Here is a 20,796-nt window from a genome sequence, read left to right as displayed (position 1 = left end):
GGCAACGCGACCGGCCGTTCGGGGAGCGCCCGGGTCAGGCGGTGGGGGTGGCCGGTGCTTCGGCGACCGGGGCCTCGGTGGCAGCCGGCGCGGCCTCGGTCCGACTGACCCCGACGCCGCGGATCAGCCCGACCTTGCCGGCGACCATGTAGAGCACGAAGGCGATGACCACGGAGTTGATCGACGGGATGCCGACGGCGACGAAGTACCCGATCAGCGAGGCGATCGCCCAGATCACCAGGGTGGCCGGCACCCAGGTGGGCGAGGTCGCCGGGATGTTCTCGGCGTCGCTCAGCTCGCGGCGCCAGCGCTTCACCACGAAGTACTCCGCCACCATGATCCCGGCGATGGGCGGGAAGACGACCCCGAGCACGGACAGGAACGGTGTGAGGGCCCCGAGGAACCCGACCGCGGCGAGCACCGAGCCGACGACGCCCATCACGAGCGTCACGAGCCCGCGGTTCACCTGCTTGCCGAACACCGCGTCGATGAAGTTCGTGACGCCGAGGCTCGAGCTGTAGATGTTCCAGTCGTTGATCTTGAACGTGCCGAGCAGGATCACGAGGATGCCGACCCAGCCGACGCTCGACGTGATCACACGGGTGATGTCCGCGGAGCCGACGGCGTGTGCGAGCAGGACACCGGCCAGGCCGATGACGTACTCGCCGAGCGTCACGCCAAGCAGCGTCTGCTTGACGACGTCGCCGACCGACCGGTTGAAGCGCGTCATGTCCGGCGTGATCACCGCACCGACGATGAACCCGCCGGCCACCAGGGTGGTCCCGGCCACGAAGCTCAGCTCCGGGCCGGCCGGGGCACGCGCGGCGAGCTCGGCGATCGAGTGCCGGCTCAGCTCGACGATGACCGCCCAGCCGACGAGCACCAGGAACAGCGGCACGGTCACGTTCGCCAGCCACTGCATCGAGTGGAACCCGCGCAGGACGATCGCGGTGACGAGCAGCCCGAACACGAGCGACCACGCCCAGGCGGGCAGGATCGGCAGGATCGAGACGAGGCCGGCCGCCGAGACGCCCGACTGGATGCCGAACCAGCCGATCAGGCTCAGCCCGATCGCCAGCCCGACCAGCGCCGAGCCGGCCTTGCCGAACCCGGTCCAGCGGGCGATGACCGAGGTGTTCAGGCCCTCCTTGACGCCGATGACGCCGACGAGGACCGAGACGATCTCCAGGATCACGGCGCCCAGGGTGATCGCCCAGAAGGCGTCCCAGAAGCTCATGCCGAAGCCGAGCGTCGCACCGAGCAGGAACTGGGACAGGGCCGAGATCTGCCCGAAGCGCTGCACGGCGACCTGGAACCAGCCGTAGCGCGCGGACATCGGGACTCGGCTGAGCGAGTAGTCGTCGACGGCGACCGACTCGGAACGGGGGGTTCGTGGTGCTGACACTGCGGTCTCGCTGGCCATCGTGGCTCCTCGGGGAGGGGTGTCGGCTGGGCCGATCGGGGTGTCAGCCACGGTAGGACGGCATCGGATTGCGGTACATGTGCAGAACGTCGTTACGGGCATGTGAATCCGTGCGGGCTGCACAGGCCGCGCGCCTCGTCCGGCCGACCACATCACGCCGGTTAGGCTTCCGGGGTGCGTCTCGTCATCGCCCGGTGCTCCGTCGACTACGCGGGCCGGCTCTCAGCCCACCTGCCGCTCGCGACCCGCCTGCTCATGCTCAAGGCGGACGGCTCCCTGCTCGTGCACTCCGACGGCGGCAGCTACAAGCCGCTGAACTGGATGAGCCCGCCCTGCTCGATCGAGATCACCGAGCCGGACGAGGAGCAGTCCGTCGCCGGCATCACCCAGGTGTGGACGGTGACGCAGAAGAAGACGCAGGACAAGCTCATCGTCTCCCTGTACGAGGTCGTTTCCGACGAGACCCACGACCTGGGCGTCGACCCGGGCCTGGTGAAGGACGGGGTCGAGGCGCACCTGCAGCAGCTCCTGGCCGAGCAGATCGAGCTGCTCGGTGACGGCCACACCCTGGTCCGCCGCGAGTACATGACGGCGATCGGGCCGGTCGACATCCTGGCGCGTGACGACGCGGGAGCGAGCGTCGCGGTCGAGATGAAGCGCAACGCCAACATCGACGCGGTCGAGCAGCTCACCCGGTACCTCGAGCTCATGAACCGCGACCCACACCTGCGTCCGGTGCAGGGCGTGCTGGCAGCGCAGACGGTGGCACCGCAGGCACGAACCCTCGCCGAGGACCGCGGCATCCGCGTCCTCGTGCTCGACTACGACGCGATGCGCGGCATCGAGGGCGGGCACACCCGTCTGTTCTGAAGCAGGCCGGACCCGGGTCCTCCTTCTGGGGTACGGAGACCTGAGGTTTCCGTGTCAATCGCATGTGACACCCCTCGAAAGAGGGGCGAACCCGCGACCCCTGTGACCAAACCTGTAAGAGTTGACAGGGGGGAGTCGCGGGGCGACCGGCGCAGCTGTCCTCCGTCATCTCGTCGCCCTCCGGGGCGGTGCCGGCCGTGATCGATGTCGATAACGGAAGAGGAATGGGGAAGACCATGACGTCACTCGCGTCACGTGTGAACAGCGATCGATCGATCGCGAACCTGCAGATGGACCGCACCAACTGGTCCGGAGCACCAGGGGAGCTGCCCGTGCTGGCCACCCCGGCCACCGTCACGGCCGCTGCCGCGTTCGTGGCAGCCAACAAGGGAGCGGTCGCCGGCGCGGCTGCCTTCGCCGGGCTGTTCGGTGCCGGCGTGTGGGTCGGCGTCGCGACGGCCGACTAGGGGTGGTGACGATGCTGCTCGAGAAAGTGAACGCGGACGCCGCGCTCGCGACGTTGCCCTTCGCCGACGTGTCCAGCCGAGGGTTCAGCGCCTCCGTCCCGGTCCTCGCGACGCCCGCCACGGCCGCGGCCTTCTGCCCCGGTTTCGTCGCTGCGTTCAAGGGCGCAGCGGCGGGTGCCGCCGCCTTCACCGCCGGGTTCACCATCGGTCAGGCCATCGGCTGACCACCTGTGCCGGCCGACGGTTCCTCGTCGGCCGGCACCCCGCTCGACCGCGCAGCGGTCGGCTCACGTACGTCCTCGTCCAGACGGGTCGCACAAGCGACTCCCTCGCCCAGGAGGCCACACACACATGCACCAGCGACCCGCGAGCGGGGACCGCGCGTGAACGCCCGGTCCGTCCTCGCGCACCTTCCTCCGCTCCGCGCACCCCGTCTCCGGGCGATCACAGCCGGCATCGGCGACGTGCTGACCGCCGTGTCGCGACCGCGCACGGCACTGCTCGCGGCCGAACGGATGAGCGCGGTCACGCAGGTGCTCAGCAGCGTCGAGTACCTCTTCAGCCGACGTGACCAACGTCCCGGCGGCCTGGGCGACTGGACGTACGGTCGCAGCGCGATGGCTACCCGGTTCCCTCGGCTGATGCCCTTCCTCGACCGCGTCTCGGACGAGAAGATCGACAACGTCGTCCACGTGCTCCGGATCGGCGCGGGGTTGTCGCTCTTCCTGCCGTTGCACGTGACGGCACACCGGGCCCCGGCGAACGCCTTCCTCGCTGCGAGCGCGCTCGTGCTGCACCCGAAGAACCACTACGGCTCGGACGGGTCCGACCAGCTCGCCTTCCTCGTGCAGACCTCGGCAGCCCTCGGCCATGTCGGTCGCGGCTCACCCCGAGCGGCCGAAGCGGCGGTGTGGTTCCTGGCGATGCAGGCCGCGTTGTCGTACAGCGTCTCCGGCCTGGTGAAGATCGTGAGTCGGACGTGGCGGACCGGCGAGGCGCTCCCGGGGATCCTGCGCACCCGCACGTACGGCGACGAGGGCCTCTACCGGTTCCTGACCGCGCACCCCCGCCTCTCCCGACTCGCCGCGCACGCCGTCCTCGTACTCGAGACCGCGTTCCCGCTGGTCTTCGTGCTGCCGACCCGCGCTGCCTACGGGGTCGTCGGCGCGATGGCCGCGTTCCACCTGGCGAACGCGCGGTACATGGGACTCGCCCGCTTCGTGTGGGCCTTCATGGCGACCTACCCGGCCATCCTCTCGGTGGTACAGGGGCGCGCGGCGCGGTCGCTGACGGCAGGCGCGCACCGCTCGCCCGCTCGGCTCCCGGCGATCGTCGCCTCGGTCACCGGCATCCTCGCCGTCGTCGGCGTCGGTTCCGCGCTGGTGCGCCGCGCCGGGATCGAGCGAGCGGACGGGCCGGAGGCCCGGAGGCACCGCACCCCGTCACGGAACGTGCTGTCCTACCGCCTCCGGCGCGCACCCGGTGCGGAGGCTCTGCCGCTCGTCGTGTTCGAGAGCGGCCACCAGTCCTCCGCCACCTACTGGCACTGGTACGGCGAGGAGCTCGCCGGACAGGTCGACACCCTGTTCTACAGCCGCGCCGGGTACGGCGCGAGCAGCTACTTCTCACGTGACAGCTACAGCCTGCAGGAGTCCGTCGACGACCTGGTCGACCTGGTCGACGCGGTCGCCGCCGATCGGGACGTCGTGCTGGTGGGGCACTCGCTCGGCGGGTACCTCGTCACCCGTGCGGCGGAGCGCCTGGGGTCACGGGTGACCGGGGTCGTGCTCATCGACCCGACGCACCCGGGCGAGGTCGCCGTGTCCGCGGTGCAGGCCGAGGGTGCCCGCATGCTCGACATGTCGATGCGACTCGTCGCACCCTCGCTCCGGCTCGGACTCGGTGTGATGCTCGACGTCCCGCCGTGGGTGTTCCTCTACCCGGACGAGGTCGCAGCGCGGCTGCGGGCCGAGCTGCGGGACCACGCCCTGTGGTCCACCGCCAAACGGGAGTGGACGAGCCTGTACCAGGTGTTCCGCGCACCGGTGGGGAGCCTGCCGCCGACCTCGGCTCGTGTCGACGTCGTCGCTGCCGACCGGACCCTGCGTGAACACCCGCACCAGCGGGCGCTCGACGAGGAGTTCGTGGCCGCCGGTGACGACGGTCGTCTCACCGTGGTCGACGACACCGATCACCTCGGTCTCCTCGCCGACCGCGCCGTCGTCACCCGTATCGCCGCCGTCGTCCTCGAGCACACGACACCGCGGGTACCCGTGGAAGCGGAGGGTGCGCGCTGATGGGCCGCCGACCCGCATCCTCCACCGTCATCACGACCGCCGTCGAGGCGGTGTTCGCTGGCTGGTTCGTCCTGACGCTCCTGACCCAGCACCCGCAGCGGAGCTTCGACCGGCTCCGGAGCCTGGACCCGGTCGGGCTGACGATCCCGAACTGGCGGTTCTTCGCTCCCGAGCCGGCCACCCAGGACTTCCACCTGATGTACCGCACACGCGGTGCGGACGGCCAGGTGTCCCCGTGGCACGAGGCCTCCAGCATCGTCCGCCGGCGACTCGTGCACGCGTTCTGGTTCCCCGGCCGACGCCGTGAGAAAGCGTTCTTCGACGTCGGCATCGACCTCATCGCGCTCAACTCGCTCGAGGTCGAGCAGATGCAGCAGGCGTCCTCGTACCGGCTCGTGGCCAACTACATCCGGCACGCCGTCGAACGCCGAGAGCGCTCCGGCGACCTCGAACCGGGCAGCGACGCCTTCCAGTTCATGGTGGTGCTCTACAGCGGCTACGACGAGTCCGGCGATCCCGAGTACCGCTTCGTCTCCGGGCTCGTCCCGCGGATCGAGGGTGCGGAACTGCCCGCGCCGACGGAGGACCGATCGTGATCGACAGCAACATCGACCGGGACCGCCAGGACATCGATCGCTCCGGCGGGTACGGCGGAGCGTGGGCGAGCGTCTACGACCGGGTGTTCGAGCACGGTGGCGCGCTCGAGGCCGAGGCGCTCGGGAGCCTCGTCGCTCCCGCGTCCCGGATCGTCGAACTGGGTGCCGGGACCGGCCGGGTGGCGATCCCGCTGGCGCGCGCGGGACACACCGTGCGCGCCGTGGAGGTGTCGTCCGCGATGGTGGACCGCCTGCGGGACAACCTCGGTGCCGAGGACGCCTCGACCCGAGCCCGGACGACGGTGGTCGACGCGGACATGCGGGACCACTCCGAAACGAGCGGATCGGCCGACCTCGTCGCCTGTGTCCTCGGCTCGATCTCCTGCCTGCCCGACCCGGCCGACCGGGAAGGCGTTGTGCGACGAGCCTCGTCCTGGCTCGCGCCGGGTGGCCACCTCGTGGTCGAGGCGTACGACCGAGCGACCGCGGTCGGCAGGTTCGGCATCGAGCCCCTGCCGGTCGTCACCGAACGCCCGGACGGTGCACGCTTGACGTCGACCTACCGCCTGGACACGGCGGCGGACACCTGGTCCGTCGCGCACCGGTGGGAGGAACCGCGGTCCGTGACGCAGTTCGACGAACGGGTCGCCTTCGTCGAGCCCGACGAACTCGCCGCGTGGGCGGAGGACGCCGGCCTCGAACGGGTCGCGCTGCTCGGCGACTGGTACGGCACACCCTACGAAGCGGGCGAGAACCCGCTCTGGGTCGCGGTCCTCCGGCGGCCGGCATGAACCCGGCCGGCACCATCGAGGTCCGCGACCTCGACAAGCGCTTCGGGTCCCGGCTCGTGCTCGACGGGGTCTCCTTCACCGTGCCGTCGGGGCAGGTCACCGGCTTCATCGGCAGCAACGGCGCCGGCAAGAGCACGACGATGCGGATCCTGTTGGGCCTGCTCGAGGCCGACCACGGGACGGTCTCGGTCGGTGGGCGCCCGATCGACTCCGCCTACCGCAGCGGCATCGGGTACATGCCGGAGGAACAGGGTCTCTACCCGGAGATGCGGGTCGGTGACCACCTCGTGTACCTGGCCCGGCTCCACGGCATGGGACGCCGACAGGCTCGTGCCGAGGTCGCGCGGTGGGGGGACGTGCTGGGGATCCGGCATCGTTTCGGCGACGTCGTCCGTGAACTCAGCCTGGGCAACCGGCAGCGTGTGCAGCTCGTCGCCGCCTTGCTCGGCGACCCCACGGCGCTCGTGCTCGACGAACCGTTCTCGGGCCTGGACCCGAGCGGCGTCGACGCGATGGGCGCGGTCCTCGCCGACACCGCACGTTCCGGCCGCCCGATCCTGTTCTCGAGTCACCAGCTCGACCTCATGGAACGCGTGTGCGACCGGGTGGTCATCATCCACGACGGGCGGATCGTCGCCGAGGACCGGGTCGACGACCTCCTCGAGGGGACGGAGAACCTCCACGTCGTGCGCACCGCCACCCCCGTCGCCCCGGGTGTGCTCGCCGAGCTCGGTGCGGACGTCGTGACGAGCGGCCGCCATGCGCTCAGCGGCACGACGACCGATCCGGATCGCCACGTGGTCCGGGTACCGTCCGGCACCGAGGCGGACGTCTTCCGACGCCTGGCCGTCGGCATCGACGTGATCGGCGTCGAGCGGGCCCGCGCGACCTTGTCCGACCTCTACCGAGACGCGGTGACGCAGGATGCTCTCTGATCGACCACGGCTCGACCTCCGACAGGTCGGCCACATCGCCGGCCGCGAGGTCCACGTCGGACTGCGCATGCGGTCGTTCTGGATCGGCATGGTGGTCAGCTGTCTCTTCATCGTGGCGCTCGCGCTCGCGCCCAGGCTGCTGGCCGGCAACACGAACTCGACCTCGCTCGAGTTCGCTGCGACTCCCGAGGCCGTCGCCGCGCTCTCAGCGCATGACCGGGGCGCGGTCCCCGGCGTGAGCATCCGTGCCGTCGACTCCGCGGGCGAGGCGGCCAGCGCCCTCGATGCCGGCGACGTCGCGGGCACGGCAGCGGTGGCCGACGGCCGGGTCACGGTCACGATGGCCGACAGCGCCGACGAGGCCGCCGGCCTGGCCGTCGCAGCCGCGATCAGGACCGGCACACTCGAGATGATGGTGGCCGACGCCACCGGGAGTCCGGTCTCGGTCCCCGAACCGGTGGTCCGTGCAGTCTCCGACTCGTCCGGCGACGCAGCACGTCTCGTGCTCGCGTACGTCGTGTCCATCGTGCTGTTCACGCAGATCGCTGGCCTCGGCGGGTCGGTCGCGCAGGGAACGATGGAGGAGAAGACGACGCGGGTCGTCGACATCCTGTTCTCGCGCGTGCGCCCCGTGTCCCTGCTCGTCGGCAAGGTCGTCGGCACCGGCCTCTTCGGTCTCATCCAGATGGCGATCCTCGCCCTCGTCGGGATCGGCGCCGTGCGGGTGTTCGGGACGGCTGGCCTGCAGGACCTCATCGCCCCGGCGGCGCTCGTCAGCATCATGTGGTTCGTCCTCGGGTTCGCCTTCTACGGCTTCATCTACGGGGCGGTCGCCGCCACCGCGAAGCGGCCGGAGGCACTGTCCTCGTCGTTGCTGCCCCTCCAGCTGCTGAACGCAGCAGTGTTCGTCGTCGCGATCCTCGCGCTCCAGGGCATCGGGGATCCGTGGGTCCGCATGATGAGCCTGATCCCGCCGTTCTCCGCGATCCTCATGCCGATGCGGCTCGCTGCCGGCGAGGTCGCCGGTGTCGACCTCGTGGCGTCCGTGGCGGTGATCGCCGCGGCCACGGTGATCGCCGCGGTCGGCGGCGCGAGGGTCTACCACCGGTCCATCACCGGCGGCCGCAGCCGTCTCCGCAGGTCGGTCCGCGCGACCCGGACCCGCCCGCAGCACCCGAACCCCTGACAAGCACCACACCCGCCGCACAACACCGACAGGAGCACAACGTGGAGACCACAACAATCATCTGGATCGTCGTCATCGCCGTGATCGCCGGCCTCTCGCTCACCGCCGGGGGTTGGTTCTCGCGGAAACGCCGCTGATCGGCGAGCGCCGTCGGTCGACGTCGCCCTCCGGGCGCTACGAAGACCGTCCGGTCCCCGGCCTGGAGGCGCGGCGCCCGCCCGCCCCGCCACCGACGGATCGCGGATGGTCACCGCCACGGCCCGGCTAGGGTGGGCAGGACATGACCAGCCCGTTCTCCGCCATCCTGTTCGACCTCGACGGCACCATCAGCGACTCCGCGCCGGGCATCCTCGAGAGCCTGACGCACACCTTCCGCACCGTCGGCGTCCCGGTGCCGGACCACGACACCCTGATGTCGTTCGTGGGTCCGCCGATCATGGACACGTTCCGGATCGCGATGGGCATGGACGACGAGCTCGCCGACCGCACCCTCGCCGTCTACCGCGAGCACTACTTCTCGCACGGGGCGCTCGACTCGGCGATGTTCCCGGACATCGACGTCGTGCTGCGCACCCTGCACCAGGCGGGGCTGCCGATCTCGACGGCGACGAGCAAGCCGGAGACCCCGGCGACCTACATCCTCGAGCACTACGGGCTCACCGGGGACATCGACATCATCACCGGCGCGAGCGACGACGAGGTGCGGTCGAGCAAGGCCGACGTCGTCGAAGAGGCACTGCGACGCCTCGAGGCCCACGGTTTCGACACCAGCCGCCCGGTGCTGATCGGCGACCGGAAGCACGACGTCGAGGGCGCGACCGTGCACGGCGTCCCGGTCGTCTTCGCCGAGTGGGGCTACGGCTCCCCCGACGAGGCGGAGGGCACCATCGCCCGCGCCGCCACCCCGCTCGACCTGCTGCCGATCCTGCTGCCGTCCGCGACGCCGTCCGCATGAACGACGTCGCACGTCGGGGCCTGCGCGGTGCCGCCTGGCTGCTGCCCGCGGCCATCGTCCTCATCGCCCTGAACTTCCGCGGCCCGATCGTCGCGACGGCCCCGGTCATCGGGGACGTCCGCGCCGACCTCGGCCTGACCGCGACGATCGCCGGGCTGCTGACGACGATCCCGGTGCTGTGCTTCGCGCTCGCGACGCCGTTCGCCAGCTGGGTGATCGCGAAGGCCGACCCGGAGCGCGCGGTGTCCCTGTCGCTCGTCATCGTGCTCGCCGGCACCGTCGTGCGCTCGATGCCCTCGTCGGCGGCGCTGCTGATCGGCACCGCGGTCATCGGCATCGGCATCACGATCGGCAACGTGGTGATCCCGGTGGTCATCCGGCGGGACACCTCGCCGGAGCGCGTCGGCCTGGTCACCGGCGTCTACACGTCCGCGCTCAACGTCGGGTCGATGATCACGTCGCTCGGCACCGCTCCCCTGGCTGCACTCTGGGGCTGGCCGGTCGCCATCGCGATCTGGGCGGTCTTCGCGCTCATCGCCGCCGCTGCCTGGACGTACGCGGTCGGAGCTCGTGCCGCGTGGCGCCGCCCGCTGCCGTCCGAGCAGGACGAGCCACTGCCCGTCACCGGTCCGATCGACCAGGTGCTCGACACCGGGGCGATCCGCACCGCCCGCGCCGCCGAGGCCGCACGGGTCGCCGCCGCCGAACCCATCCGACCGGCGCGACGGCTCATCACCTGGGGCCTGACGCTGGCGTTCGGCGGCCAGGCGTTCTCGTACTACGCCCTCACCGCCTGGATCCCGACGCTGCTGCACGACGAGATCGGCTTCTCGAAGGCGTCGTCGGGTGCGAGCTCGTCGGTGTTCCAGATCCTCGCCGTCGTCGGGGCGCTCGGCGTCCCGCTGCTCGCGACCCGCTGGCGTCCGGCACCGATCATCGCGCTCGTCGGCACGCTGTGGCTGGCGATGCCGCTCGGGCTGCTGTTCGCCCCGGAGCTCTGGTTGCTGTGGTCCGTGCTCGGCGGTGCGGCCCAGGGCGGTGGCATCACCGTGATCTTCATCGTCATCGTGCGGATCGTCTCGAGCGACGCCGACGCCCGCCGGATGTCCGCGTTCGTGCAGGGCGGCGGGTACCTGCTCGGGTCGGCCGGGCCGCTCGTCGCCGGTGCCCTGCACGGAGCGACGGGGACCTGGACGGCACCGCTGCTGGTCGTGCTCGTCGCGGTGCTCACCCTCGGCGTCGTCGGGACGTTCGCCGCACGACGGGTGTCCTGACCCCGAACCCGAACGCCGGCTGAGACGCCGCTCCGGCTCGCCCCCCGAGCCGCTGACCGACGGGGCGTGCACCCGCACGACCCCTCAGCGCGCGGACCGGCTTCGGGGCGAGCTGGCGGCACGGTCCCGGCCATCCGTCACCCCGGACCGCCAAGGTCCGGAGGGTGGACATCCGACGACCCGCCCGGTGGCGGGACCAGCCGCTCACAGCACGGCTCACCCTGCTCGTCATCGCGGCCGGCACGACCTTGCTGCTCGCCTGGAACCTGGGCCGTGGCGGGGACTTCAGCTACTACCAGGCGTCGGCGCGGTCGATGTCCGAGTCGTGGCGGGCGCTGCTCTCCGGTTCGTTCGACCCCTCGGCGACGGTGACGCTCGACAAGCTCAGCGGCTTCGCCGTCCCGCAGGCGCTGAGCCTCCGGCTGTTCGGGCACTCCACCGCCGCGCTCGCGTTCCCCCAGGTCGTCGAGGGCCTCGTCACCCTGTGGGCCTGCTCCCTGGTCGGGCTCCGCTGGGTCGGCGTGGGCACGGGCCTCGTCGCCGCAGCGGCCGCCGGGTCGACGCCGGTCTTCGTTTCGATGTTCGCGCACCCGATGGAGGACGGCATGGTCACCGCCGCGCTGGCCGTCGCCCTGTTGTGCTGGCAGCACGCGGCACTGACCGGACGCTGGTGGCCGCTCGTCGCCGCGGGCCTGGCCGTCGGCGTCGGGTTCCAGGCGAAGATGGTGCAGGCGTGGTTCGTTCTGCCGGCGCTGCTGCTCGGCACCCTGCTGGCCACGGCCCGGCACGACGGCCGCTCGTTCCGCCTCGGCGCACGGGTGGTCCGCGCCGGGGTGCTCGGGATCGTCGCGGTCGTGGCCTCCCTGTCGTGGGTCACGGCGCTCGCGCTCACCCCGTCGGGTTCACGGCCCTGGGCCGACGGCTCCACCGACGACAGTCCGCTCGCCATGGTGTTCGGGTACAACGGCATCGACCGATTCCTGCCCGGCGCGGTGCCCGGGTCGGTCCGGTCGTTCACGGTGCCGTTCGGTCCGCACACCTGGCGCGGTGGTCCGGCCGGGTTCGGCAAGCTGCTCGGACCACACCTGGCGTCGCAGGTCGCCTGGCTCCTGCCCGCGGCGGTGTTCGGCGTGGTGGTCGCGGCCGTGGTGCTCGTCCGCCGCCGTGCTGAGCGGCCCGGTGCCCTCGGCTCCCCGTTCGGGCACGCGTTCGACACCCGTGCCGGATCCGCCACCCTCGCCGTCCTGGTCACCTGGTTCGGCACCGCAGCCGCCGTGCTCTCGGTGGCCGCGGTGCCGCACACCGCCTACGTCGCCGCGATCGGCGTGCAGCTCGCCCTGCTCGCGGCCCTCGGGTGGCGGGGTGCGATCGGACTGGTCCGGGCGCAGTCGTCGCGGCTCCGGGCGCTCCCGGTCGTCCTCGCCGCGGCGCAGCTCGGCTGGGTGGTGTTCCTCGCCCGGGGCACCGCGATGCCGAGCGTGCTCGCCGACCCGGCGATCACCGTCGCGACGGTCGCCGTCCTCGCAGGCGTGGTGGCGGTGTGGCGGCGACCCCGCTGGGAGGCGACGCGCGGACCGGACCGGCACCGGGCCTCCCGGACGGTCATCGCGCTCGCAGCCGCGCTCGCGCTCGTCGCCGGACCCGCGGCGTTCTCACTGCAGGCCCTCGACGCGACCCGCGACGGCAGCGGCGTCGACGCGTCGGTCGGGCCGTGGCCCGCGCGCTGGCCGATCCCCGTCGGCAGCCCGGACGTCTTCCACGTGTCGCGCCCGGACCCGTGGGGCGGGTCGACGCCCTACCCGCGTGCGCTCCGCCGGCTCGTCGCGACCGCGCGACGCCTGGAGGGGTACCGGCACGACGGACCGCTCTTCATGACGGACACGTGGCACGTCTCCGCACCCGTGATCGACGCGACGGGACTCCCCGTGCTGACCGACGGCGGGTTCTCGGGCACCGTGCCCGTCTTCACGACGCACCAGATCCGCCGGAGGATCGCCGACGGCCTGCGCGTCCTCGTCGTCGAGGCCCACGCACCCCGCACCGACCCGGTCCTGCGCGCCGCACTGGCCGGGGGCTGTCGAGCACTCGGCAGCGGCGCCCGGCACGCACGCCTGCCGATGCAGCCGCACCGGGCGGACGGCATCGCGTGGACCGTGTGGCACTGCGGCCTGCCCGGTCCGTCGGTCGGGCCCGGTGCACGCCACCAGCGCGGGTCAACCCGCGGCGAGCACCTCGCGCAGGGACATCGGCGCGCGCCCGGTGATGCGTTCGACGTCGCCGGACACGTGCGCGAGCGCCCCCTCGGCGATGGCCGTGTAGGTGCTCACCCAGGCGTCGGCCTGCCACGGCTCCGGGTTCCACTGCGCACGTGATGCGTACGCCTCGTCGAGGGTCTCCGGGTGGTAGCTGACCGTGCGGCCGCGGACCTCGGACACGATCGCCGCCGCCTGGGCGAGGGTGATGGCCTCGGGGCCGGTCAGCTCGTACGTCTGGTCACGGTGGGCGTCCGGGTCGTGCAGCACCGCGGTCGCGACGCGGGCGACGTCGGCACGTGCCACCGCGGCCATGGCGCCGTCGCCGGCCGGCCCGCGGATCACGCCGTCCTCGCCGACCAGGTCCTCGACGAAGTCCAGGTAGAAGCTGTCGCGCAGGAACGTGAACGCCATCCCGCTCTCGCGGATCGCCTGCTCCGTCGCCCAGTGGTCGCGTCCGAGCGTGAAGGTCGCGTCGGGAGCCGCGCCGAGGAACGACGTGTAGACGACGTGCCGCACGCCCGCATCGGCTGCCGCGGTGACGAACGCGCGGTGCTGGTCGAGGCGGTCCTGGGCCTCGGCAGCCGAGATCATGAGCAGCACGTCGACGCCCTCGAGCGCCGTCCGGCTCGCGTCGACGTCGGCGAAGGTCGCGACCGCGACCTCGGTGCCGGGGAGCTCCGGCGCACGCGAGGCGTCGCGCACGAGCATCCGGAACGGCACCGAGTCCGCGGCGAGCGCGGCGCTCACGGCGCCCCCGATGTTGCCGGTCGCTCCGGTGATGGCGATGGTCATGGTCGCTCCTCGTGTCGGTGTCGCGTCGTGGTGGTCTGGGTCACGTCGTGGTGGCCGCCGGTCAGGTCGTGGTGGACGGCGGTCGCGTCGTGGTGGCCGGCGGTCACGTCCACACCGTCCTGGAGGCCCGGATCGCCGTGGGTGCGACCCTCGCGGCGTTCACGCCGTCCACCTCCACCGCCCACGCGCGTGCCGCGTCGTGGTCGCGGCCGTGGCGCATGTGCCGTCCGACCAGGCGGTCGAGCCGCACGTCGTCGGCGACGGCGCAGAACCAGGTCTCGGTGAAGAGGGCGGGCAGCGCCGACCACGGTGCGGTGTCGTCGAGCAGGTAGTTGCCCTCGGACACCACGAGCCGGGCTGCGCGGGGCACCGCGATGCTGCCGGCGACGGGTTCGTCCACGCGACGGTCGAAGTCCGGTGCCCACACCACGTCCTCGTCGGCGGCGACGAGTCGGCGGACGAGCGCGACGTAGCCGTCGGCGTCGAAGGTGTCCGCCGCGCCCTTGCGGTCGTGTCGGCCGAGGGCGTCGAGCGCCGCGTTCGACAGGTGGAAGCCGTCCATCGGGACCTGCACCGCCGTGCCCGCACCGAGGCGCTCGTCGACGGCGGTGACGATGCGGCGGGCGAGCGTGGACTTGCCGGCACCCGGTGCCCCGGCGATCCCGAGCACGGTGCGGCGGTTCGAGCCGGCCAGTTCGACGGCGCGCTCGACGGCCTGGTCGACGGACATGCCGGAGTCGCTCACGGATTCATCCTCGCAGAGCGCACCGACGCCGGACCGCGGTGGTTCACTTGCCGCATGGTCGATGCGACGAAGGCGTTCAGCGGGTTCTCGGTGCGCGACGTGCCCGAGGCGAAGGCGTTCTACGAGGACGTCCTGGGGGTCGAGGTCACCGAGGACCACGGCATGCTCTTCCTGCAGCTCGGCGGCGGACACCAGGTGCTCGTCTACCCGAAGGGCCCCGGGCACGAACCGGCGGCCTTCACGGTGCTGAACTTCCCGGTGGAGGACATCGACGCCGCGGTCGACGAGCTCACCGCGAAGGGTGTCGTGTTCCTGCAGTACGAGGGGATGACCGACGACCGGGGTGTGAACCGGAAGGGCGGGCCACTCATCGCCTGGTTCACCGACCCGTCGGGCAACGTCCTCAGCGTCATCGAGGAGTGAACACGTTGTATTCCGAAAGCTCGCGTCGGCGCTGCTGATCGTCCTACCGTCCTCTCACCGACGATAGGACGGCCATGACGAAGGTGCTGGGACGGCACTGGTTCCTGCTCGGTGAGCGATGAACGAGCGAGCCGCTTCGGCAGCACGACAGCAGGCAGAGCTCCCACCGCAGTTCGTAGTCCTGACCGCCGGGTGATGCGGTCAGCGGGACAGGGCACCCGCCCAGCCGAGGGCGATCGGCACGAGCAGGCCGTGGCGGTGGTGCGGGAGCTCGGCGACGGGGATCCATCGTGACTCGTCGGTCGAGCCGTCGAGCTCGTGCCGCAAGGCTCCCCCGGTGATCGTCGCCCGGAACACCACCTGCACGGCCTTCATCGGCCGGCCGTTGTCGTGGATGCGGCGCTCCGCGGGGACGATGTGGTGTCGGACCCCGAGCAGGGCACCGGCCTGGGCCTCGTAGCCGGTCTCCTCGCGGATCTCGCGCACGACGGCCTGCTCGACGGTCTCATCGAAGTCGACCCCGCCGCCCGGGAGCGTCCACGTGCCCGCGTCGGGGCGGCGCAGCTTCGCCAGGAGCACGCGGTCGCCGTCCGTGATCACGCCGTACGCGGCGAGCCGGGTGTCGTAGTCCGTGTACTCCATGGGGCCGACCATGCCAGGTGCGTGCTCCGGCCCGCGCAAGCCGCGCCGGGCCTCCAGGCCGTGGACCGGGGTGGTGCGGACGCTCCACCAGCCCGCCGACCGGTCATGACCCCCCGCGGCCCACACGCCGAACGGTCACGGACCGTCGGCCCCGCCGCCCGCAAACGACGGAACGTGACCACGCGACGCAGCCCGTGCGGTGTGTCGCGACCACCCCGCGGGCCGGGAGGCGCGAGTCGCCGCCGCCACGGCCTCCCCGGCCGTCCGGCGTGCCGTCGGGACGTCCACGCCGGCACGCGGTCAGGACACCCCGATGGTTGCCCGCCGAGCGGTCACGAACCGTTGCTTGCGGTACCGCCAGACGCCGCAACGCGACCGCGTGACGCTGCACGCACGGGGAGTCGTGACCGCTCGCCGCGCAAGGCCCCGGACCAAGGTGGTGCCAACCGGACCCGACGTGCGCGCCCGACCCGGATCAGGCGTCGACGCGAGCCGCTGCCCAGCCCGCACGCATCCGGGCGACCGCACGGTCGAACGCGCCGACCGGCTCGCCGTCGTCACGGATCACGGCCTGCAGCTGGAGCCCCTCGTACAGTGCCATGAGCTGCTCGGCAGCGTGCCGCGGGGACGCACCGCGGGGCTCCCGGCCGGCGACGACGTCGCGGACCAGGGCGAGGGTGACGTCCTCGAACGCTCGGGTGTACTGGGTGCGGAACCAGCCGGCGGCGGGGTGGTCGGGGTTCGATGCGGCGCTCAGCACCGCGACCCGCAGGCGCACGAGCCCCGGGTCCTCGATGCCCGCGACGAGCCGGGCGCGCAGGTACGCGACGGTGCCGTCGCGCTCGGCGATCGGCCAGAGCTGCCGTCGGCTGCCGTTGTTCCACTTGTCCATGACCGCGACCACCAGCAGTTCCCACATCGGGAACGCGCTGCGGAGTTCGTCCGCGGAGACCCCGGCGTGCTCGGCGACCTCGTCGGGTCCGACTCGGTGGAAGTCCCCGACGCGGTAGGCGCTGATCGCCCCCGCGACGATGCGTGCGCGGAGGTCGACGTCGGTCGTGGGCATGGTCACGATTGTGCGGGGGTGACCCGCGGCCCGCGACCGCCAGTTCAGGGGGCGCGGCAGCCGCAGTCGGCGCGGGGGCGGGGCGGGTCAGCCGCGGTCGAAGGTCAGGGTCTCGTCGTCGGACGCACGGACCTCGCCGGTGCGGGCGAAGTCGGCCCAGATTGCCCGGAACGCCCGGCCGCGGCGCTCGACCTCGGGCCAGTCGCGTTCGGGGACGAAGCGGGTGCCGGCCCAGGCCTCGCGGCCACCGAGCAGCAGCGGCAGGTCGCTCATGTGCACGGCTCCGGTCGGGGCGCTCGTGACCCCGCGGTGCAGTCGGTACGAGGTCGCCCGGCCACCCGCGCGCCGGTGTCGTTCGGTGAAGCGTCGGGCATCGCGCCCGTAGATGACGTCGGACAGTGGACGCACGACCCACCACCGCAGGGCCGACCGCAGCACCCGCGACCGGGTGACCCGACGCAGGCCGGGCACGAGCGGCACGTACATGCCGGCCTCGTCCGAGCCGGACCCGATCAGGACGTCGACGTCGGGCGCGACCCGGCTCCACGCGGCGTCGAGGTCACGCTCGGCGGGCAGTGGCGCGAACCCGTACTGGGTGCCGAAGGGCATGCCGGCGGCGAGCCCGTAGGGCGCGGCGGCGCGGGTGCCGAGCGCCTGGCGGTCGAGCAGGTCGTCGAGCGGGGTGTCGGCGTGCACCGTGCCGACGGCCCGGACCATCGCGCGGTTCATCCGAGCCCGGCGGCGCGACAGCCCGAGCGGGGCGCTCTGGATGATCGCGCGGCGGAAGAGCCCTTCGGCGCCGGCACTGATCATCAGGTGCGCAGCTGCGTCCCCGCCGGCCGACTGCCCGAAGACCGTCACCAGGTCGGGGTCACCGCCGAACGCGCCGATGTTCGCGCGCACCCAGCGCAGTGACTCGACCAGGTCGAGGAGCCCGAGGTTGGCTGGGATCGTCTCGCCGTCGCCGAGGAACCCGAGCACGCCGAGTCGGAACGTGACCGACACCACGACCACGCGCTGCTCGGCCACCAGGTCGCGGGCGTCGTAGATCGGCAGGTCGCCGCCGCCGATGACGTACGAGCCGCCGTGGATCCAGACCATCACCGGCAGGTGCTCGCCCGGACGGACGTCGGCGGGCAGCGTGATCGAGAGCCGCTGGCAGTGCTCGTCGACCTCGATGCCCTGGATCGGGTTGAGCAGCAGGTCGACGAACTCCTCGTGGGGCTGCGGTGCCACCGGTGACGGGGTCGACGCGTGCAGCTCGCCCTCGAACGGTGGCATCGGCTGCGGCGGGGCGAACCGTTCGGCCTGCGCGTACGGGATCCCGAGCACCCGCACCACGTCGCCGTCGACCGTCCCGACGATGCGGCCGGCGGGGGTGTCGAACGGGGCAGGCGTGGCGTCGAGCATGGGGTTCACGGTATCGGTGCGGCGACGACACGAGCGGACGTGACGGAGGCCGTCCCGATGCGATCGGGACGGCCTCGCTCCGGCTCGTGGAGCCGGCTGCACGTGGTGCTCGGCGTCAGTTCGAGCGGCCGTTCACGTCGCGTCGGTCGTCGTCGTTCCAGTCGGGCTTGCGCACGCCGGACTTCGCGATGCCGCGGCTGACGACGTAGGCGGCCGTCACGATCGCGACGTACAGCCAGGCCTGGTCGGCGCCGAAGCCGGTGTGGCCCTCGTCCGCGTTGTCCACGACGGCCGACGCGACGAGGATCGCGATGGACACGACCAGCCAGGCGTAGAACTCCGTGGTCTTGAGCGCGGACTTGGTCTCGTTCCAGGTGGCACGCACGACCGAGTCGTTCCGTGCGGGACGTCCTGCAGTGTTCGACATGGTCACTCCTTCTGATCTCCGCCACCGGGCTTCGGTGGCGCCGTGTGGAGACATTTGTCTCGCTGGGCTGATTACTCGCTCAGTTTGGGTTCTCAGGGAGGGGGTGGAACATGGCGTTTGTCCACAGAACGCCGGACCGAACGGGGCGACGATGAGCGACGAAGACCACCCGCAACGCGGATCCGACGTGTCCGACCGGCAGCCGCGCACCGCCGAGGGGGCCGCTGCGATCGCGAGCCTGCAGGCGCTCAGTGACAGCGTGCACGAGGCCGACGAGCAGGCGCTCCGCACCCTGGGGATGTTGCCCGTCGACGCGCTCGCTCTGCGACACCTCGTGCTCGCGCACCGTGACGGACAGCCGGTGAACGCGACACAGCTCGCGCGGGCGTTGCGACTGTCGACCGCCGGGATCACGAAGCTCATCGACCGGCTCGTGCGCGACGGGCGGGCGGAACGGCGGCCGAATCCGGAGGACCGGCGCAGCATCATCATCACGGCGACCGGCTCCGCTGAGCAGGACCTCGCACGTGCGTACGGGCACATCCACGCTCCGCTGATCGAGACCATCGATGCGCTGAGCGTCGACGAGGCGACGGCGGTCCGCCGGTTCGCCTCCCGCCTGGCCGAGGCGCTCCGGCAGGAGCTGCCCGCCCCCGGCGCCCCCTGACGCCGGCCCGGCCCGGTGGGTCTGTTGCTGCGACGGACTGGAGGCCCGTGGCGGCGTCGCCACCCCTCCCTCGCAGGCTCGGTCGGCGCGGCCCGCGTGTCGCTGGCGCGACACCGCTGAGCGTGCCGCGCCCGTCCCTCTTCTGGTCGCGTTGCGCGACGGGCGCTACCGCACCCGCTTGATGGGGATCACGACGAGTGCGCCGATGAGGGCGATCGCGCCGGCGGCCCAGCACATGAGCTCGTAGTTGTCGGCTGCTCCGTCGGAGCCGACCTTCAGGAAGAACAGGGCGATCGCCGGAGCGAGTGACTGCGGCAGGGCGTTCGCGATGTTGATGACGCCGAGGTCCTTGCCGGGCCGGTCGGCGTTCGGCAGCACGTCGACGACGAGCGCCGTGTCGATGGCCGAGTAGATGCCGTAGGCGAAGCCCATGATGACCTCGGCCACGTAGAAGCCGGTGACCGTGTCGGCGTGTGCGAGCGCGACGAGCCCCACCGCGAACATCGCCGTGGAGCCAGCGACGAACACCTTGCGGCGACCGAGCTTGTCCGAGGCCCAACCGGACAGCGCCGCGCTGACCAGCAGCGCGATCGTGTAGAGCAGGACGCCGAAGGCGACGGCGGCCGTGGCGTCCTTCGGCTTCTCGATGCCGATGTGCTCCTGCATGTAGAGCAGGCGGTACGTCGTGAACATGAACGTCGCGAGGATGATGAGGAAGCGCGACCACCACGCGAACGCGAAGTCCGGGTTCTTGACCGGGTTCGTCCAGAACGACGCGATGAGGTTCAGGAACGTGAACTTCTTGAGCGTGTAGGTCGGCAGGTCGTCACGGGCGACGACGGCGTACACGGCGACCAGGATGATCGCCAGGATGCCCGGTGCGATGAAGAGCACGGGCAGGTTCGCGACGAAGAAGACCGACAGGTAGGTGCCGGCGAGCACGGCGATGTTCTGCGCGAGCGCGATGATGCTCGAGGACCGGCCGCGCTGCAGCTGCGGCACGTTGTCGGCGAAGCTCGCGAGCAGGGTGGCGAGCGTGGCGTTCGCGGCGAGCTGGGCGAGCAGCCAGGCCAGCGTCAGGTTGAGGACGTCGGGCGAGTAGGCGATCCACGCGAGGGCGATCGCGAAGACCACGACACCGCTGAGCAGCCAGGGGCGACGACGGCCCCAGCGCGTGCGGGTGCGGTCGGACAGGGCGCCCGCGAGGGGGTTCATGATGAGCGCACCGAACGCGCCGATCGGCAGCACCGAGCCGATGACGTTCGCAGCGTCGTCGCCGACCAGGGCCTGCGCCTTGAGCTGCATGCTCACGTAGACGGGCGCCATGAGCGCGACGAAGAGGCCGAACTGCCCGAGGAACAGGGCGATCTGGTAGCCGATGCCCACCTTCACCGTGCTGACGGGCTGGGTGATGCCCTCTTCCGGGTTGAGCAGTGCCGGGCTGCCGGGTTCGGGTGTGCTCATGACGCCTCCTTGAGTCGATGAAAACCTTGCCTGACAAGGTTTTTCCGACGCGAGCATACATCGACAGGTGTCGTCGGCAACACCGGCCGCGTCACACGGGGCAGCAAAAAC

Annotated in this window: 20 protein-coding genes and 1 pseudogene; 13 read left to right on the top strand and 8 right to left on the bottom strand. The window is 71.8% G+C overall.

Going from position 1 to position 20,796, the window contains the following annotated elements; genetic code table 11:
• Positions 1-34: 34 nt before the first annotated feature.
• Positions 35-1,423 (bottom strand): purine-cytosine permease family protein, encoded by a 1,389-nt coding sequence (locus KK087_RS06540; protein WP_214564591.1) that lies wholly within the window; start codon positions 1,421-1,423, stop codon positions 35-37.
• 174 nt (positions 1,424-1,597) lie between these two features.
• Between KK087_RS06540 and nucS the strand changes: the two genes are divergently transcribed.
• The 11 genes and pseudogenes from nucS to KK087_RS17325 form a co-directional block, all read left to right on the top strand.
• A complete protein-coding gene (gene nucS / locus KK087_RS06535; RefSeq protein ID WP_017887754.1) occupies positions 1,598-2,293 on the top strand; it encodes an endonuclease NucS in 696 nt (231 codons plus the stop codon).
• Between the two features lie 236 nt (positions 2,294-2,529).
• Positions 2,530-2,760, top strand: a complete 231-nt coding sequence (locus tag KK087_RS06530; RefSeq protein ID WP_148053811.1) for a hypothetical protein — start codon at positions 2,530-2,532, stop codon at positions 2,758-2,760.
• 11 nt (positions 2,761-2,771) lie between these two features.
• The gene (locus KK087_RS06525; RefSeq protein WP_214529198.1) at positions 2,772-2,984 is read left to right on the top strand and encodes a hypothetical protein; all 213 of its coding nucleotides are present in this window, start codon (positions 2,772-2,774) and stop codon (positions 2,982-2,984) included.
• Positions 2,985-3,143: 159 nt separating this feature from the next.
• Positions 3,144-5,057: an alpha/beta fold hydrolase gene (locus KK087_RS17855; RefSeq protein ID WP_214564590.1), complete on the top strand. Its 1,914-nt coding sequence runs from the start codon at positions 3,144-3,146 to the stop codon at positions 5,055-5,057.
• On the top strand, positions 5,057-5,653 hold the full coding sequence (locus KK087_RS06515) for a DUF5819 family protein (RefSeq protein ID WP_214564589.1): 597 nt from the start codon (positions 5,057-5,059) through the stop codon (positions 5,651-5,653). The genes KK087_RS17855 and KK087_RS06515 overlap by 1 nt, the downstream gene beginning before the upstream one ends.
• Positions 5,650-6,444, top strand: a complete 795-nt coding sequence (locus tag KK087_RS06510; RefSeq protein ID WP_214543770.1) for a class I SAM-dependent methyltransferase — start codon at positions 5,650-5,652, stop codon at positions 6,442-6,444. Before KK087_RS06515 ends, KK087_RS06510 begins: the two co-directional genes overlap by 4 nt.
• Positions 6,441-7,379 carry an ABC transporter ATP-binding protein gene (locus tag KK087_RS06505; protein ID WP_214529202.1) on the top strand — a complete coding sequence of 313 codons (939 nt, stop codon included), beginning with the start codon at positions 6,441-6,443 and terminating at the stop codon, positions 7,377-7,379. Before KK087_RS06510 ends, KK087_RS06505 begins: the two co-directional genes overlap by 4 nt.
• Positions 7,369-8,565 carry an ABC transporter permease gene (locus KK087_RS06500; RefSeq protein WP_214564588.1) on the top strand — a complete coding sequence of 399 codons (1,197 nt, stop codon included), beginning with the start codon at positions 7,369-7,371 and terminating at the stop codon, positions 8,563-8,565. The genes KK087_RS06505 and KK087_RS06500 overlap by 11 nt, the downstream gene beginning before the upstream one ends.
• A gap of 280 nt (positions 8,566-8,845) precedes the next feature.
• Positions 8,846-9,520, top strand: a complete 675-nt coding sequence (locus KK087_RS06495; RefSeq protein WP_111092074.1) for an HAD hydrolase-like protein — start codon at positions 8,846-8,848, stop codon at positions 9,518-9,520.
• On the top strand, positions 9,517-10,794 hold the full coding sequence (locus KK087_RS06490) for an MFS transporter (protein WP_214564587.1): 1,278 nt from the start codon (positions 9,517-9,519) through the stop codon (positions 10,792-10,794). Before KK087_RS06495 ends, KK087_RS06490 begins: the two co-directional genes overlap by 4 nt.
• A 314-nt stretch (positions 10,795-11,108) precedes the next feature.
• Positions 11,109-11,654 (top strand): annotated as a pseudogene (locus KK087_RS17325) (ArnT family glycosyltransferase); the annotation flags it as partial.
• A 1,353-nt stretch (positions 11,655-13,007) separates the two neighbouring features.
• Here KK087_RS17325 and KK087_RS06485 read toward each other — a convergent pair.
• Both KK087_RS06485 and KK087_RS06480 read right to left on the bottom strand, forming a co-directional pair.
• Entirely contained in the window at positions 13,008-13,841 is an 834-nt protein-coding gene (locus KK087_RS06485) for an SDR family oxidoreductase (RefSeq protein WP_214564586.1), read from the bottom strand.
• 103 nt (positions 13,842-13,944) lie between these two features.
• The gene (locus KK087_RS06480; RefSeq protein ID WP_214564585.1) at positions 13,945-14,586 is read right to left on the bottom strand and encodes a nucleoside/nucleotide kinase family protein; all 642 of its coding nucleotides are present in this window, start codon (positions 14,584-14,586) and stop codon (positions 13,945-13,947) included.
• Positions 14,587-14,640: 54 nt separating this feature from the next.
• Here KK087_RS06480 and KK087_RS06475 point away from each other — a divergent pair, with 54 nt between their 5' ends.
• Positions 14,641-15,009, top strand: coding sequence for a VOC family protein (locus KK087_RS06475; protein ID WP_214564584.1), 369 nt, complete (start codon positions 14,641-14,643; stop codon positions 15,007-15,009).
• Between the two features lie 201 nt (positions 15,010-15,210).
• On the opposite strand, the gene KK087_RS06470 is transcribed toward KK087_RS06475, so the two are convergent.
• From KK087_RS06470 to KK087_RS06455, 4 genes are all read right to left on the bottom strand, one after another.
• A complete protein-coding gene (locus KK087_RS06470) occupies positions 15,211-15,651 on the bottom strand; it encodes an NUDIX hydrolase (protein WP_214564583.1) in 441 nt (146 codons plus the stop codon).
• 475 nt (positions 15,652-16,126) lie between these two features.
• Complete coding sequence (locus tag KK087_RS06465; protein WP_214564582.1) at positions 16,127-16,717, bottom strand: TetR/AcrR family transcriptional regulator; 591 nt, start codon at positions 16,715-16,717, stop codon at positions 16,127-16,129.
• A gap of 87 nt (positions 16,718-16,804) precedes the next feature.
• Entirely contained in the window at positions 16,805-18,127 is a 1,323-nt protein-coding gene (locus KK087_RS06460; protein ID WP_250900884.1) for a carboxylesterase family protein, read from the bottom strand.
• A 115-nt stretch (positions 18,128-18,242) separates the two neighbouring features.
• Positions 18,243-18,554 carry a hypothetical protein gene (locus KK087_RS06455; protein WP_071404437.1) on the bottom strand — a complete coding sequence of 104 codons (312 nt, stop codon included), beginning with the start codon at positions 18,552-18,554 and terminating at the stop codon, positions 18,243-18,245.
• Between the two features lie 151 nt (positions 18,555-18,705).
• Here KK087_RS06455 and KK087_RS06450 point away from each other — a divergent pair, with 151 nt between their 5' ends.
• Positions 18,706-19,221 carry a MarR family winged helix-turn-helix transcriptional regulator gene (locus KK087_RS06450; protein ID WP_214564580.1) on the top strand — a complete coding sequence of 172 codons (516 nt, stop codon included), beginning with the start codon at positions 18,706-18,708 and terminating at the stop codon, positions 19,219-19,221.
• Between the two features lie 165 nt (positions 19,222-19,386).
• Here the strand turns inward: KK087_RS06450 and KK087_RS06445 are convergent, their stop codons facing one another.
• On the bottom strand, positions 19,387-20,685 hold the full coding sequence (locus KK087_RS06445) for an MFS transporter (protein ID WP_214564579.1): 1,299 nt from the start codon (positions 20,683-20,685) through the stop codon (positions 19,387-19,389).
• Between the last annotated feature and the right edge of the window lie 111 nt (positions 20,686-20,796).

This window comes from Curtobacterium aurantiacum, from assembly GCF_018598555.1.
Lineage (GTDB): Bacteria > Actinomycetota > Actinomycetes > Actinomycetales > Microbacteriaceae > Curtobacterium > Curtobacterium aurantiacum.
The sequence above is the reverse complement of the archived record's forward strand: the minus strand, read 5'-3'. Positions and strand labels throughout refer to the sequence as shown.

Coding starts and splice junctions, on each gene's coding strand:
- KK087_RS06515 (WP_214564589.1), top strand. CDS start 5,057: ATGGGCCGCCGACCCGCATCCTCCACCGTCATCACGACCGCCGTCGAG.
- KK087_RS06540 (WP_214564591.1), bottom strand. CDS start 1,423: ATGGCCAGCGAGACCGCAGTGTCAGCACCACGAACCCCCCGTTCCGAG.
- KK087_RS06460 (WP_250900884.1), bottom strand. CDS start 18,127: ATGCTCGACGCCACGCCTGCCCCGTTCGACACCCCCGCCGGCCGCATC.
- KK087_RS06525 (WP_214529198.1), top strand. CDS start 2,772: ATGCTGCTCGAGAAAGTGAACGCGGACGCCGCGCTCGCGACGTTGCCC.
- KK087_RS06490 (WP_214564587.1), top strand. CDS start 9,517: ATGAACGACGTCGCACGTCGGGGCCTGCGCGGTGCCGCCTGGCTGCTG.
- KK087_RS06530 (WP_148053811.1), top strand. CDS start 2,530: ATGACGTCACTCGCGTCACGTGTGAACAGCGATCGATCGATCGCGAAC.
- KK087_RS06445 (WP_214564579.1), bottom strand. CDS start 20,685: ATGAGCACACCCGAACCCGGCAGCCCGGCACTGCTCAACCCGGAAGAG.
- KK087_RS06495 (WP_111092074.1), top strand. CDS start 8,846: ATGACCAGCCCGTTCTCCGCCATCCTGTTCGACCTCGACGGCACCATC.
- KK087_RS06500 (WP_214564588.1), top strand. CDS start 7,369: ATGCTCTCTGATCGACCACGGCTCGACCTCCGACAGGTCGGCCACATC.
- KK087_RS06485 (WP_214564586.1), bottom strand. CDS start 13,841: ATGACCATCGCCATCACCGGAGCGACCGGCAACATCGGGGGCGCCGTG.
- KK087_RS06455 (WP_071404437.1), bottom strand. CDS start 18,554: ATGTCGAACACTGCAGGACGTCCCGCACGGAACGACTCGGTCGTGCGT.
- KK087_RS06465 (WP_214564582.1), bottom strand. CDS start 16,717: ATGCCCACGACCGACGTCGACCTCCGCGCACGCATCGTCGCGGGGGCG.
- KK087_RS06470 (WP_214564583.1), bottom strand. CDS start 15,651: ATGGAGTACACGGACTACGACACCCGGCTCGCCGCGTACGGCGTGATC.
- KK087_RS06475 (WP_214564584.1), top strand. CDS start 14,641: ATGGTCGATGCGACGAAGGCGTTCAGCGGGTTCTCGGTGCGCGACGTG.
- KK087_RS06450 (WP_214564580.1), top strand. CDS start 18,706: ATGAGCGACGAAGACCACCCGCAACGCGGATCCGACGTGTCCGACCGG.
- KK087_RS06505 (WP_214529202.1), top strand. CDS start 6,441: ATGAACCCGGCCGGCACCATCGAGGTCCGCGACCTCGACAAGCGCTTC.